This window comes from Lewinella cohaerens DSM 23179 (assembly GCF_000379805.1).
Taxonomy (GTDB): Bacteria; Bacteroidota; Bacteroidia; order Chitinophagales; family Saprospiraceae; genus Lewinella; species Lewinella cohaerens.
In genome coordinates, this window is record NZ_KB903587.1 from 87530 (window position 1) to 103362 (window position 15833).

Below are 15833 nucleotides of genomic sequence, written 5' to 3' on the forward strand. Positions count from 1 at the left end.
GGGACAGCACGAAAATACATAGACGTTATGAAAAGAAGATCTTTCCTCCAAAAAAGCTCCTTGCTTTCTGCTCCTTTGCTGTTGGGCGGTGTACCTGTTTCTGCCATTTCCGACAAGTCTTTCCTCAATCTCCTCAATGGCGATGATGACCGGGTACTTGTGCTCATTCAATTGAATGGCGGCAATGATGGCCTAAATACGGTGATTCCTCGTGATCAACAAGATGGCTTTGCTGCTGTGCGAAGTAATATCATGATCCCAGAGAACAGCTTACTCAATATTACCGATACCGTTGCCCTCAATCCCGCCCTAACGGGCTTGGAGGAGGTCTTCAATGACGGTAAGGCCAATATCATCCAAAGCGTTGGATACCCTAACCAGAATCGCTCCCACTTTCGTTCCTTAGACATCTGGCACACGGCATCAGATGCGGATGACTTCCTGGATACGGGTTGGCTAGGACGCTACCTTGACACCCAGTTTCCGGGGTTTCCCGAGGGCTACCCCAACGAAAACTGTCCCGACCCACTAGCCATGACGGTTGGTTCCGTCGTTACAGAAACCTGTCAAGGCATTAGTAGCAACTTTAGCCTTGCTGTTGTCGACCCTGAAAACCTCAGTGCTTTAGCAACCCCTACCAATAATGAGCTCGCCGAAGGCTGCTATGGCAACCGCCTAGCTTTCCTGATCAATACCATTGAGCAAACTAATGCTTACAATGAAGTTATCGAAGCAGCTAATATGAGTGGGGTCAACCTGTCTTCAAAATACGCTGATGACAATGGATTAGCCGTTAAATTACGTACCGTAGCCCGCCTCATTTCCGGTGGTTTAGGCACCAAAATATATGTCGTCAGTCTCGGTGGCTTTGATACCCACGCAGACCAAACGGTCGATGGTGATCCTACCAGTGGCGCGCACGCGGCTTTATTAAAAACACTTGGTGATGCGATCTGCGCTTTTCAGGACGACCTGAAATTGCAAGGGTTGGAAGAACGCGTAATCGGTATGACTTATTCCGAATTTGGTCGCCGGATTCGCTCTAATGCCAGTTTTGGTACAGACCACGGCACAGCTGCTCCCTTAGTTGTCTTTGGTTCTTGTGTCAATGCCGGTGTTATTGGTGATAATCCCGAAATTTCGCCTGATGTTGATAATCAAGAAGGCGTGCCCATGCAATACGATTTTCGTTCGGTATACGGTTCCGTGTTAATGGACTGGTTTTCTGTGCCAGAAGATGATGTTCGCAACTTGCTCTTCGAGGACTTTCAACATCTTCCCATCTTACGCGACTGTTCTGTCACCGACACCACCAACGCCCTAGGAGAATCACTGAAGCTAAATATTTACCCCAACCCTTTCCGTGACTATACTTCCTTGGAGTTGACTACGGGCAACGAGTGGGTTAAAATAAGTATCTACGATGTCATTGGCCACGAGCTACGAGTTGTCAGCAACCGTCTCTTTCCCGCAGGTAACCATCGTATTAGTATCGAGACACACCAGTTGCCTGTTGGTTCTTACTACTGTCGTGTTCAAACCAAACAAGGGCAAAAGACGGTGAGAATGGTGAAGGTGAGGTAAAGGGGCACGGGTTAATTGTTTGATGGTTTGATGGTTGATGGTTGATGGTTGATGGTTTGATGGTTGATGGTTGATGGTTTGATGGTTGATGGTTGATGGACTTTATCATTTTAGGATGAGCGCTTCCGTCACCAAAATACAACAGGCCCTGTTCGGCGTCGGTTGTACCGACGCCTACTATCACATGTTCGGTTTGATTGTTGGTTGGGTTCCGCCCCTATTGCATCAAATACTTCTGACTTCCAACCTCCAACTTTGAAAAGTATAAAATGGTGTTTCGTTAAACAGAACAGGCTCCGCAGGTAAAACCCTTGGAGCCTGTTTTGTTTATTTTGCGTTCCTTGTTACATTTCCTTTGTTTCTTCTTCTCCAATATGCTTGAGGTAGAATTTCCATACTTCATCAGCAACATCACGGCCTAACTGAAGGCCAGCAACGTTATCTGCCTGAATGTGGTAGCCGCCCATTACACGCGACCAACCAGCCATTTCAGCTGTTTCCGTAAACGTAGGAAATTCGATTACCACGGTATCACCAAGATTATCCGGTTCTGTCAGAGCACCTGCAACCAGAGTCACACTGCTACCAAACTCCTCGCTACCTGTCCAGCGCTTAAGGGCCTCAGCACAGCCACCACTGATGGTACTATGACCAGAAGTATAACTAGGGAAAGGAGGACACAAGAAAGTCTCAGGAGAATAAGGGCGCCACTGCTGGCCGTCCATCTCTACCAATCCTTTTCCTTCACCACCCCATGCTTTGATTTTCTGATCTTCATAGTACTTGTGTACCAATGCATACGGACGTGCGTAATCGTAGAACATCTTGGAATCCCAAGAAGCGATGAAGGCGTCCATCGCTACCACTTGGTTGTAGAAGAACATTTTCACGTCTTCGTCAAGGGTGTGGTTGTCACGAACAGACACTTCCTGGGCAAACTTCAGCCAGTGACCAGCCTGCTGTACAGATTGAGGCCCGTCGCGCATAAACTCAACAAGGGCTTTGTCCTTATCGGTGAGGTTAGCCTGAAGTTCCATTACTTCTTTTACTTCTGCCTCCAATTGTTCAGAACCAATCATCGGAGGAGGACCTGGGCGGAATTGGTCGCCAGACTTCAAGGCTATTGGCTGTACTTTGTCCCAGTAAGGAGTCAAACATTCCGGTGCAAAGCGACCTCCTTTGCCATCTGCAAAATACTTAGGCTGCCAACGGTTAGGGTCAACATTTTCATCAGCTGAATTTACAGGAGCATAACCTACGTAGTTGAAATAAGGCTGGCCATTAGAGCCTTCTTCTTCACCATACTGATTAGAACCGTCACCTTTACGAGCTTCGATAACCGCTTTTGCAGCAAGGTTACCTATGCCCACAGGTGTTGTTGGGTCGGTAGACATATCATCTGGATCAAGGCCTAATTCCCGCATGTAATCAGCGAAAATTTCTTTGTCCGTGAAATAATACTCACTTAATGTTCCATAAGCAGCATAGCTGATAGCGATTTCCTTGTTTTTCAAATTCTGCTCTGCATCAGGGCGGCGTTCTACTCCACTGAGATAAACAGGGGTTGCCTTTTCATCATAACACGACCATGCATCAAAAATAGAAACAAAAATCAAACCCAAGTAACGAGACGTGATTGTTGGTCTAGGCTTGAATCTATCGGTGTCATTGGCCGTTCCCAAAATCGCCATCTGACTCCATTTGTAAGCGACATTTTCTGCCCCTTTTGGCTCCTCCATTGTATCAGCAGCCCCATCTGTACCTTCTGCCTCGGAATTACTACAGGAAACCAATAGTCCCAAGAGCATCACAAGTAGAAAAAAATAATTTTTCATAATTCAAGGTGGTTAAAATAAATGGCCGCATTTTTATGCTATTGGCCATTCTAAATATTAGTCAATAATTATCGATAAAAGAATAATTCATGAACAGTACCGGCAGCAAATTGAGTCTGCCCCCTTTCCAGGCGAATAAAAGCATCACCATGTAAAAGGTTAGCCAAATCACCCGATCCATGCCCTTTTTTAGGATGGGCAAGAATGCGGCCGTTCTTATCGTAGCTGATTTTTACTTCTAAAAAATAGGTCAGATCAGGTTTGAATTCTACATCGCTTTGGAGAATTCCACAAGGACGATCAGGGATACGTTCCCCCAATGATGTGCGCATCCAATCCAGTAAATACACCTGGGAACACATAAAAGAGGAAACCGGATTGCCAGGTAAAGCAAAAATCGTTGCTTCCAATTCACTATGATGACCAAACCAAAAAGGTTTCCCTGGCCGCTGTGCTACCCGGTGGAATAATTTGGTAGCCCCCAAGCGATCAAGCGCTGTTGGCAAAAAATCAAACTTGCCTTTAGACACTCCACCGCTCAGTATAAGTACATCAAAATCTCGCAAGTATTTTTGTATTTTTTCAAAAACAACCTCCTCGTTATCAATTAAATGCGCTGTACTTACAGGAACATTTAAACTTTGCAAACCTGCTTGTAACCGATAAACGTTACTACGCCTAATCTGATGAGCTTCCGGTTGTTGATCAACCTCAACCAGCTCGTTGCCCGTTGAAATGATGATAGTTTTAGGCAATCGAGAAACTTTGATGTGTGCTTTTCCTATACTGGCCCCAACACCAATTTCACTGGCAGAAAGTAACGTGCCTTTGGTCACCAACAATTCACCTTTGGCTCTATCTTCTCCCTGGTAGTGAATATTTTGGCCTTTCCTGTAGGACGCATTAATACGCGCAACACCATCAACAATGTCAACATCTTCATAACGAATGATGGTATCACAACCACGTGGCAACACTGCTCCAGTCATTACCTCCAGACATTGAGTAGCATCGAAAAGCTCTGATTGCGGATCACCGGCAGCAACAATGCCCGCGACAGGAAAACGATCTGATTGGATAGCGGTATCATAATGAATGGCGATACCATCCATTGTAATTCGGTCATAAGGAGGCAGCTCCCTATCTCCGTGCCAATCTTCTTGTAAAACTCGGCCAATACCCTGTGCCAATGGAATCGTTTCAATACCAAAATGGCGAGTACTATCCTGAACAACTTGGTAGGCTTCGGCAAAACTAATCATGGGCATTTCTGCTGTTATTGCCCACAAAGTTAAAAACTAAGCTCGATAGGAAAAAGGACATTTGTCACCAGAAGTGATTTTGTGAAAAAGGAGTGTAAAAAGCAACATGCTTTTTACACTCCTTTTTAAGCCTTATGACAATCATGGATTAACCTAAGCTGTCCACTTTTACCTCTATTAATCGATCATTTGCGCATGAATCGCAGCAATTCCTACCATATCGACAATCTGCCGAACGCTGGCACCAATCTGAAGAATATGTACCGGCTTTTTAAGCCCCAACATAACAGGGCCTATAATATCCATACCAGCAGCATTACCCAACAAGTTATAAGCAATATTAGCAGCCGAAAGGCTTGGAAAAATAAGGGTATTCGCTCGTTCGTCACCCAATTTCGAGAAGGGGTAATACTTCTGCCGCAGCTTTGGGTCCAATGCCATGTGTGCCTGCATTTCCCCATCAACCTTCCAATCAGGATGGCGTTCGTGGATGATTGCAGTGGCTTCCCTCATTAGAGTAGCCGACTCTCCGTTGGGAACAGATCCAAAATTCGAGTAAGTTACCAATCCTATCTTAGGTGTAATATTAAAGGTTTCAACTTGCTCTGCAACCAATTCCGTAATACCAGCAATATCTTCCGCACTCAAGAAATGATTAACGGTTGTGTCCGCAAGGAAAAGTGGCCCAAAACGCGTTTGTAAGATGTGGGTACTAGCCACTTTTTTCACCCCTTCCCTAGGCCCAATAATCTGCAACGCAGGGCGCAGGGTGTTGGGATACTTTCTGCTCAGTCCGCTGATCATGGCATCGGCTTCTCCCGCTTCCACCATCATGGCACCATAGTAGTTTTTATCCAGCATCTGTTCTTTGGCCTCCAGCATGGTCACCCCTTTACGCTTGCGTTTCTCATACATCTTATCAATGTAAGTGTTGAGCGTAATCTTTTCTGCTTCAGAAATAGGGTTCCGAGGATCAACAATGCGGATCGTTTCCGGAATTTCGATACTGTGCTCAAGCGTAATGGCTCTTATTACTTCCCGGTTACCCAACAGGATAGGCTCTGCAATTTTATCTTCAATGACCACCTGAGCGGCCTTCAATACCGAAACGTTTTCCGCATCGGCGAAAACAACCCGTTTGCGATCCTGGCGAGCTTTGGTTTCAATGATTTTCGATAAGGTGTTATCGTTACCTAAGCGTTTAGCTAATTCCAGCTCATAATCCTCCCAATCAGAAATGGGATATTTTGCAACACCTGAATCCATTGCCGCTCGGGCTACTGCAGGTGCAACGGTAGTAATCAAACGAGGGTCAACAGGTTTAGGGATGATATAATCCCTACCAAAAGTCAAGTTTGTACTACTGTACGCCAGATTGACAATTTCCGGCACCGGCTTCTTTGCCAAATCGGCCAAGGCCCTGACGGCACCAAGCTTCATTTCTTCGTTAATTTCTGAAGCGCGAACATCCAGTGCTCCCCTAAAGATGAAGGGAAAACCAAGAACGTTATTCACCTGGTTAGGATAATCAGAACGACCTGTAGCCATGATACAATCTGGGCGGGCAGAAGTAGCATCTTCGTAACTAATTTCCGGTGTAGGATTGGCCATCGCAAAAATAATGGGATCAGCCGCCATATCCTTGATCATCTCCTTGTTCAAGACATTACCACGAGACAACCCGATAAAGACATCTGCACCATTAAGGATATCAGTCAAAGAGGTATCTGCAGGCATAGAGTCATTGACGAACTCTGGCTTTTTACCATCAAGATTATCCCGATCCGGATGGATGAGTCCCTTGCTGTCGTACATGAAAATATTCTCCTTCTTGGCACCTAAGGAAACATAAATACGGGTACAGGAGATTGCGGAAGCACCAGCACCATTTACGACAATGCGTGCCTCACTAATGTCTTTCTCTACAATTTCCAGTGCGTTTAGTAATGCAGCCCCACTGATGATAGCAGTACCATGCTGATCATCGTGCATTACTGGAATATTCAGCTCCTCTTTGAGGCGTTCTTCGATCTCAAAACAATCAGGTGCAGAAATATCTTCAAGGTTTACCCCGCCGAAGGTCGGCTCCAGCAGCTTTACCGTACGGATAAATTCGTCAACGTTTTTGGTATCCAGTTCCAAGTCAAAACAATCGATATCGGCATAAATCTTAAATAGAAGTCCTTTACCTTCCATGACGGGTTTACTTGCTTCAGGACCAATGTCCCCCAAGCCCAGAACGGCTGTGCCATTACTAATGACAGCTACGAGGTTGCCCTTAGCAGTGTATTTGTAAACATCATTGACATCCTTTTCAATCGCCAGACAAGGCTCGGCTACCCCAGGAGAATAGGCCAAAGACAAGTCCCGTTGATTGGCCGTTTCTTTGGTAGGAATGACTTCTATTTTTCCTGGTCTTCCTTTTGCGTGATAGTGTAATGCTTCTTGTTTGATATCCATTGATTAAGAATTTCGTCAGTTAGGTAATACGTCTACGAAACATACAATACAAAAGAAAGTTGTTTTCTGTAGGGGCGCAAATATAGGTCTAATTGCTACTTAAAAAACGGTAGGCATAATTTTTAGTTACCGATCCTGCTTAGCTGATGGGGTATCTTTTCAATGAACATTTCTCATTTCCTACATCCAGCGCTAATAAACAAGCTCCATGGTATACAAATCATAGCCAGGTGCCCAATAGTCCTTTTTTATATAGATTGTCTTAAAGCCAGCCTTACTAAAAAAGCCATCCACTAATTGTGATGTACGAACAATAACTTTTTCAATATCCTTATGTACTTGTAACTGTGTCAGGCAAAAATCCAGGATTTTTCTGCCCAAGCCCTGCCCCTGATAGTCGGGGTGAAAAACAAACCAAGAAACCTGCCCCATACAGCTATCTGGCTTATAACCATAGCCTGCACAGCCAACAATAATTCCATCTTGCTCCATTACGAAAAAGTCGGATGGGTTACTCGCTAAAAAAGTTTCAAAGTGAGCCACTTCTTCTTCCCCAAAGTATTTGGGCGTATTCCACTGAAAAAGTTGAAGAAGCGATGCTGTATCGGCAATCTGGAATGGGCGAATCATAAGAGCATGTTTAGGACTTGTTCCTGCTGCGAATTAAGGCTTTACGAACCTGACTTCGCTGCGAAATACTCATTTAGCCCGCTAAACTCGAATTTTGCAGCTTCGCCAGAACCCTAATTCCTTGATTCTCGCTACGAAACCGTCCAAAACAAGCTCTAAAGGCATTTTTTTTCAAAAGTAGAAAAAAACGGCGCTAGATGAAATCGTTTCGGGTTGAATACTTAAGGCGTAGCTTGGACTTCAGTCCGAGCGGGAAGATATTGCGATTGTGGCCGGACTGAAGTCCAGCCTACCCTTTTCCAACCAAACGATTTCATATAGCACCAAAAAAACAATCCTACCTACCTCTATCGTCTACCACTTTTTTTAATTGATACCAGTCTGCCATTTTAGGCATGACGCTGATATTATCTAACGCAACATCTCCATCTGTTCCATTAATTTCAGCGCGGAAGCGGATTCGTTGACTTGTGCTAGTGGCAGTGAACACAGCCGTAAATTGCACCCACCCACTGGGGTGCTCTGGCATTGGAAGCGTCGCTATTTCCTTACCATCAATATCGATTGCCAATACTTGGGTTCCTGGGCACTGGCAATTATTTACAGCGTCTTTGCCCGCACGGTAATCGCCAATAATGGTGTATTGTTTACCAATCGTTAATCCGTAGATTTCTTGTTCCACCGAAGGGTCTGTGTCCCCTCCTTGGTCATTTAACCAAATATAGCCACCAGGATTCCCCCCCTGTCGTTGGCTGACAGTAGCAGACTCAACCTCTTGGATTTCCCAAGCCGTAAAAGCGGGGTTGCCGTTAAAGGCTCCATTGGTTACCAAACTGGCATTTTGTCCATTCACTATAAAAGAACAGCTTAATATAAAAAAGCCGATGAAGAGCGTATTTTTCATGAGTAGTTAGATTTACACGAAAACTGACCATAAACAGATGCAAGATCCAGTCTACCTTATTAAATGTCGAAACAACCTCTAGAGGTAAGTGATAAATGGCATTTTTTTTCAAAAAGAACCTTACTGTAAAACAAAACATCAACCATCCCGAATTTTGGCCTCAGCCATTTATCCGACTATTTATAGAAAGCCCCATGATTTCACTAATAGAAATCATGGGGCTTCGTCTTTAATGATAGGTTTTGCCGTTGGTCAGCACGGATTTTGATGACAATCAAAATTCGGGATGACTCATCTTCCTACTTTTTTTCACAAAGTAAAAACCATTACTTTTTTACCACTTTAGTGGAATAAACTACGCCATCAGCATAGATTTTCAGTAGGTATAATCCGGCAGGTTGTGCTGTAAGGTCAATGGTACTTTCTACGGTGGTACGGTTTAAGACCAATTGCCCGGTAGTATTATAAACTTCTACCCGTTCCATAGCTAGTTGAGGTAGCTGTACCTCGCCGTTTGTTGGATTAGGATACACTTTTAAGTCTGTATTTGCCAAGTCTGTGACACCTACTGACTCCAACAGGGTCACTTCCAGGCAGAAAGTGCCAATGGCGGCGTAATCTGCTGCGGCTACATAACCATCTACCATGAGGAGATATTCAACACCAGGCTCCGTAACGATTTCCATGTAGGAGTTGTAAATAGCGTTATCAAAATCTTCATCGTCATTACACGCTACCGCTACAGGCGTAGTACAATCACCGCTGTACAGCGCAAACTGCGTATCGGTATTGGCCATGGGGTTGATGGTATCACACTGAATAGAGCGGATGCCGTACTTCTCCCCATCGCCCGTAAAGGCATACCAGATGGTATTGTTCAATACAGGGGCATCGCCAAACCAGCACTCGTAACCAGTGCCGGGATCGTTTTCGGCGTTGTAGCCGGTATTGTCCTGGATGGTAGATACTACTGCTTCATTTAGGGGTCCGGTAAACAGAACATTAATATCAATTGCATCCGGACAAATATCGCCGGGGAGTTGGGCGTCTTCCACCGTAATCACATCGCTCTGATTATCTGAACAACCATTGCCATCTGTAAAGGTATAAGTAACGATGACTTCGCCTGTTCCCGCAGCAGCAGGATCAAAAGAGAAGCTCATGCCGTTGCCATCATCAGTGACACCAGGGCCGCTATAGATACCACCTGTTGGGCTACCGCCTGATAGGCTCGTTTGCAGGCCAGCGTCTACCCCGATAGTACTTAAGCTACTGGTGAAGGTGACTGTTGGCGATGCGTTGACGGTAATAATAGAAAAAGCTGCACTAGTACCAATGGTATAAAATATAGAGATTTCTCCGGTGCCAGAGGCAGCAGGATCAAAACTGAAAGAAGTACCATTACCATCATCCGTGACGCCAACACCACTGTAGACACCACCTGTTGGTGTTCCACCTCCCAAGCCTGTTTGTGTCCCTGCGTTGTTGCATATTGAACTCAATGAGAGTGTCAAAGCAACTGCTGGAGTGACGGTGATAATTGCACCTTGTGATGAGGTACAGCCATTACCGTCGGTATAAGTGTAGGTGATGACATTCTCCCCTATGCCAGCAGCAGCCGGGTCAAAAGTAAAAGTGTTGCCATTGCCGTCATCCGTGACGCCGTTACCACTATAGACACCACCACCAGGGGCGCCACCGCTCACGCCGGTTTGTACGCCAGCATCTGCACTGACGGTGCTAATGCTGTTGGTGAAGGTGACGGTGGGTAGTGCAGCCACTGTAAGCGTGCTACTAGCCGTGGAGCTACCTATCGCATAGTTTACGCTCGTTGATCCTACACCTGCAATACTAGGGTCAAAGGAAAAAGAGGTACCATTGCCACTATCCGTGACACCGCTGCCGCTGTAAACACCACCGACAGGGGTAGCACCACCAGTAATGGTTTGTACACCAGCATCTTCACAAACGGTTCCTAGGCCAGGAAAAGTGATAGAAGGTGCTACTACGGTTACGGATACGGAGGTACTAAGGTTACTACAAGCGCCATTACCCGTTCCTGTATTGTAAGTAACACTACTTACTCCTACACCCGCCACAGCCGGATCGAAGGAAAAGGTCATACCATTGCCGTCGTCCGTTACACCGGGGCCACTGTAGGTACCACCGACAGGGGTCGCTCCGCCCAAACCTGTTTGGATGCCATCCAATTCGTTATAAGAAGTAGTGGTTAGACTGAAAGAAGGAATTCCAAAAACTCCATTTGGAGTGAAACTAAAGCACACTTGCTCCGTTACACAATCCCCAACTGCATAAACAACATATTCTGCATCAGGCATCGTAAAAGCCAAGGTGATTGATTCCGTAAAACTGAGGCCATCTTGCCCTGTGAAATTCCCACATACTTCACCCACCTGTACCAGCTCAACATACCAAGAATCCGCTCCATTCAATTCACCGTCTACACCAAAGGTTAAAAAGCCAGTCGGGGTATCTGGGCAAGTGATGGCTATCACTCCATTAATCACCGGCATACAAGCACTACTCAAATCAATCCCTCCCGTAAAAGGAACCGTAGACAAAGCTAGGTTGGCTGGTGGGTTTTCAATGTTCCAGTTGGCCAAATTCATAATGGCCATGGCATCTGCGGGGTTACCGCGTAGGCTGGGGTTGTACTCCGCATCACTAACATCACCGAGGAGCGTAACTACAGCATTGGGATAGTCATCACGGGGATCATCACCTAATAATACCGTGCCATCAAAGGGGTCACCCAGTGAAATGGCAGCGTATATTTCGGTAACATTGTCAAGAGGATCGGAAGGATTGGAGGTTGCAAAAGCATGGTACTTGTCAGAACCAGAGATACTGAATCCACCATTACCTTCTAAGACAGCCGTACCACCACCGCCGGTCACGGTCAGTACATTTGTGCTGGTTTCACTAATGAATACCACTTCTCCGGCGCTGAGGCCATCCATTGGTGCAGTATAGGTGACGTAGGGTTCACCGTCGTCTATTACCTCACATTCATTATCGAAGTGAAAAGCACCACAAGCTGTGCGGTACTCCTCATCCGTGAAGTAGATCACCTCACTGCCGGCTATGTCCTCACCGGCCACAAAGGAGAAGCCATCTAGGCTACCCGTTCGGGTAATTCCCACAAAAGCTACCTTGGGGGCCTGAGCTTGAAGAATCAGCGTCCCGATAAAGAAGAAAACCACCAACAGCGCATGGCTCCGGTGGATAAAGGAGTTTAAAAAAGTAAAAATCTTCATAATTATTTTTTTAATATAAGATTAGGTGAACATTGCTACAAAATACCATTTTGAATTGATGTTTTAAAGACCTTGGTATTATCCCTGAGGCATCATCCGCGCCCAAAAGGTCAACGTACCCTTATCACCAGGATTTGCAACAACCTTTAGTGGTCCCTTGAGGCGGCTGAACTGGTTATTTATCACAAAGATTAATCCAAGCCAAATAACATTCTAAAACCCTTAATAATATGGGCCAATGCTGTTTGTGGGCCTGCTGTTACTTCAACAGAAATATCGAATTCACCCTGTGTCACCCACACATTTCCTGTTGCTTCACTGGTGTATGGTACTACGGCATCAAGAAACTCTACTTTCACTTCGTAAGGAAGCTCTTTCATTTCAATAGAGGGGTTCAACCAATTCTGGTCGCCAAATGGCGCAATGATCGGTAATCTTGATTCAAACACTTCGTTGGTAACCTGTATTTCCGTTTTGTAAATTACCACAGGGTTAACGGTAGTATCTTTAATAGTAATCGTTATTGCCAAGCTACTATCAAAAGGAGTTCCATCCTCCGTTTCCAAGAAAAAGCCAAAACCTGGATCAGCTGCTTTAGGCTGAACGATCTTTATCTTCTTTTTATCTCCACCATCTAGTTTTGAAGTGCTCATCTCTTTAAGAGTTTTATTGAATAATCTGACTGTTTATGTACTTAGGCCTCTAAAAGGTAAGTACCGTAAATGTTTTTATTTGCTTCTTATAATTAAGAATACGTTTTGGCCCTTGATTTCCATGATGAAACAGTCCCAACTTGGAGAAGGGAAAACAATTCAGTCGAACTTGCGACGACCAGCTACGCCAAGAGCTAATTCAGGCTTTTTGTAAAAGCCCTGAAAACGAGTTTATTCCAACAAAACAAAACCCGCCCACAGAAAAGGGTCCTGATAACGTGCTTGCATATAAGCCTGAGCTGCCCGAAATGCTTCGGGAATTGTTTTTCCCTCCTCAAGCCAAGCCAAGTAAAAAGTCGTCATAAAAGCTTGCGCTTGAAAATCAGGAATTTGCCAAAGCGTCATAATCAGGTACCTGGCACCAGCGATTTTAAATGCTCGTTGGAGGCCATAAACACCTTCTGTTCCTTTGATATCCCCCAGGCCTGTTTCACAAGCCGAGAGAATTACCAATTCCGTTTCTTTAAGGTTCATTTTACTGACCTCATAGGCCGTCAATATTCCATCTTCTCCGCCTTGATTCCTTGGGCGGCCAGTTTCCCAGGCATAGTTCCCATCGGCGAGCACCAACCCAGAACGTATCATAGAACGTTCCGAGGCGCGGAACGCCAACTCATCCTCCCCGGCAATTTCTTCGGGATCAGGAAAAAAGAAACCGTGGGTCGCTAAATGAAGTATCCCTGGCGATGGGCTGGCTTCACCAAAAGTCTTTAGTGAAGCCTCTGTCGCTTCCTCTTTCATTAGCACCTGGGTGCTGTACCCTGCTTCAACAAGTAGGTCTTTAGCTGTGGTTATTTCCACCTCCGTCCAGGGAAGTCCCTTCCAGTATCCGTCAGCATTTCCGGACTCCTTATTTGTTTTCCAATCGTCTCCACGCCTACTTGTTTCTGTTGTTTCCGCTGTAGTTAGCCCCTCTGCTTTTATATTTCCATAACTAATCCCCCCATAAAGGGCCGCGGCTGACAGGGTATCTTTGCCATTTTTAGAACTCCCAGGCACCACCAACTGGCGCGTACTACCCAAGACATACAATTCATATTTCCGGGATAAGGTTTTGCCATCAGGTGTGGGGATAGCCCCCAAATTAATTCTATGCAACAAGCCTGAGGGAGAATAATAAATACGCTCTATTCCTTCAAGTTTGTTTAACTCTTTCGATATAGGTTCCCAAATTAATTGATGAAGGACATTTTCAGGAGCCTCCTTACTATACAGTGAATTAATCATTACGGGGGTGGATTCCACCTTGTTGTAAAGCAAACTATCTAAAGAGGATTCTGAAAACAGCGGAATAAACACCGGTTTTTGCGTACCCTTTGCCAACAGTAAAGCCGCATATTTCATAGATTTACGAGTAGTACCTGATCCGCTCGGATACTGGATAAATTCTATAGCAACTTCCGCTGATTGGAGTTGACTTTGCACCTCTTTCCAGGTGACTTGCTGTACTGCATTCCCAAAGTCTGCCGTACGCCTGATTAATGCTTTTTCAAGCAAACCGGCCTCCATTTCCAGGCGCTCTACGTTCTCCTGGACTTCTAATGGTGAGGCATACTGCGCTGCCAATTCCCGGTTAATATCCCGCAACGCCTTATACATTGAATTCGTGGTCGTATCCAATGTTGCCAATTGGTTTAACTGGAGAGCTGCTTGCAATAAGAAGCCCTTGTAAACCATAATTTTGTCATAGGCCAAGTCTGCCAGCGGCGGGTGCTTTTCTGCGAAAGCAAAGTAATAGTATAAGTTCTTTTTATAATCTTCGGTGTAATTGGCCAATTCCTCTTCTGAGAAATGCCGCGTAGCACTGGTAAGCCCTTTTTCTTCCAGTTCACCTAATGCTCTAAGCGCAGCAGCAGCAGCTTGATAATTCTGCAAATACTGCTCACTTTCTGCCATTGCTCTTAAACCTCGTAAATAGCGGGGATGATTTTTGCTCAAGTGAGCGGCCAATATCTCTAGCGCCTGCTGTTGAATATCCTTACTTAACTGAATTTTGTTTTGAGAAAAATAAACATCCCCTAAATTTTGCAAATAATAGCCATAATCAACACCATTTGCTTGGCCGTTATCTATCAAAATTGCTAAAGCTTGATTCAGGTTTTTCTCCGCTTTGCTTAATCGTCCTGTATATTCATATATTACCGCCAGGCTGTTGAGTATTATCGCATAATCCTGATGATCAGTACCGATATATTCGCTTTCCAAACTAGCTGCTTCGTTGTAATACTGTTCAGCAAGTTCAAGCTCATTGAATTGAAAATACAAGGCTCCTAGATTAAGGAGTAGATCGACGTAAGTATACAAATCCAACTCTTCTTGTGCTTCATAGATGGCTTTGGCTTCTAAGTATAGGTTTTTGGCTCTGGCGTTATTACTGGTCAGGTAATATAAGTTCCCCAAGCTGATCAAACTCATTCCATAATCAGGATGCGTGTTCCCTAACAGGCGTTCTCTTATTCCTTTGGCCTCCAGTCCGTAAGCTTCGGCTTGCTCATAATTCCCTAAATTCAAATAAAGTCCCGACAAATTGACCAATGTGTTGGCAAAAGTTACACTTTCGCGGCCTGCACTTTGCTCACGAATATTTAGCACTTCCTGGTAAATAGGCTCTGCCTCTCCATACTCCCCCATCACATCATATACGATGGCCAAATTATTGAGGCTTTTCCCATAATCCGGATGCATCGTCCCCAATAATTCAGCACGCAACTCTTTTGAGTTGATGTACCAGGGGATAGCCTCTCTGTTTTGCCCCATGAAGTATCGAATTCGACCTTCATTAAAACAATAACTCGCATAAGCTACGGAGTGCTCTCCACAGCAGTCTACTGCAATCTCGCCAGCAGCTGCGGAAGCTGTAAGCGCCAAATCAAAGGCAGCCTCAGCGGTATAAGCTCGGGAAACCTGAATAAGGCTATCAAATTCGACAGGATTAGGAGGCATACCCTTTTGGGCATGCACCAATAGCGGAAAGAGCACCTGTAGGCACAGGAGCAAAACTGGGGACGAAAAAGGGTTCATACGGGTCAATACTGGCACTTTTGGGCGCCTGAATGTAAGAAACCAAAAAAATAGGAAACACGAAAACAATATAGAAAAGAAGCTGATAAGTGTCTCTGCGTAATTCTTAGGCTTCAAACTCTCTGATTAACAAAAAGAACAAGGCG

General features: G+C 45.0%; 9 protein-coding genes. 1 reads left to right on the top strand and 8 read right to left on the bottom strand.

Features of this window, described 5'->3' with window-relative positions; all coding sequences use genetic code 11:
- The first annotated feature begins 27 nt into the window (after window positions 1–27).
- Window positions 28–1584 carry a DUF1501 domain-containing protein gene (locus tag A3EU_RS0124905; RefSeq protein WP_026211577.1) on the top strand — a complete coding sequence of 519 codons (1557 nt, stop codon included), beginning with the start codon at window positions 28–30 and terminating at the stop codon, window positions 1582–1584.
- Between the two features lie 344 nt (window positions 1585–1928).
- Here A3EU_RS0124905 and A3EU_RS0124910 read toward each other — a convergent pair whose 3' ends face one another.
- From A3EU_RS0124910 to A3EU_RS0124945, 8 genes are all read right to left on the bottom strand, one after another.
- Complete coding sequence (locus tag A3EU_RS0124910) at window positions 1929–3419, bottom strand: vanadium-dependent haloperoxidase (RefSeq protein ID WP_020538912.1); 1491 nt, start codon at window positions 3417–3419, stop codon at window positions 1929–1931.
- Window positions 3420–3487: 68 nt separating this feature from the next.
- Window positions 3488–4687: a molybdopterin molybdotransferase MoeA gene (locus A3EU_RS0124915; RefSeq protein WP_020538913.1), complete on the bottom strand. Its 1200-nt coding sequence runs from the start codon at window positions 4685–4687 to the stop codon at window positions 3488–3490.
- A 171-nt stretch (window positions 4688–4858) separates the two neighbouring features.
- Complete coding sequence (locus A3EU_RS0124920; protein ID WP_020538914.1) at window positions 4859–7141, bottom strand: NADP-dependent malic enzyme; 2283 nt, start codon at window positions 7139–7141, stop codon at window positions 4859–4861.
- Between the two features lie 192 nt (window positions 7142–7333).
- On the bottom strand, window positions 7334–7771 hold the full coding sequence (locus A3EU_RS0124925; RefSeq protein WP_020538915.1) for a GNAT family N-acetyltransferase: 438 nt from the start codon (window positions 7769–7771) through the stop codon (window positions 7334–7336).
- A 337-nt stretch (window positions 7772–8108) separates the two neighbouring features.
- Entirely contained in the window at window positions 8109–8675 is a 567-nt protein-coding gene (locus A3EU_RS0124930) for a carbohydrate binding domain-containing protein (protein WP_020538916.1), read from the bottom strand.
- Window positions 8676–9001: 326 nt separating this feature from the next.
- Window positions 9002–11953, bottom strand: coding sequence for a T9SS type A sorting domain-containing protein (locus A3EU_RS0124935; RefSeq protein ID WP_020538917.1), 2952 nt, complete (start codon window positions 11951–11953; stop codon window positions 9002–9004).
- A gap of 191 nt (window positions 11954–12144) precedes the next feature.
- On the bottom strand, window positions 12145–12606 hold the full coding sequence (locus A3EU_RS0124940) for a hypothetical protein (RefSeq protein ID WP_020538918.1): 462 nt from the start codon (window positions 12604–12606) through the stop codon (window positions 12145–12147).
- A gap of 231 nt (window positions 12607–12837) precedes the next feature.
- A complete protein-coding gene (locus A3EU_RS0124945; protein ID WP_020538919.1) occupies window positions 12838–15687 on the bottom strand; it encodes a CHAT domain-containing protein in 2850 nt (949 codons plus the stop codon).
- Window positions 15688–15833 lie beyond the last annotated feature (146 nt).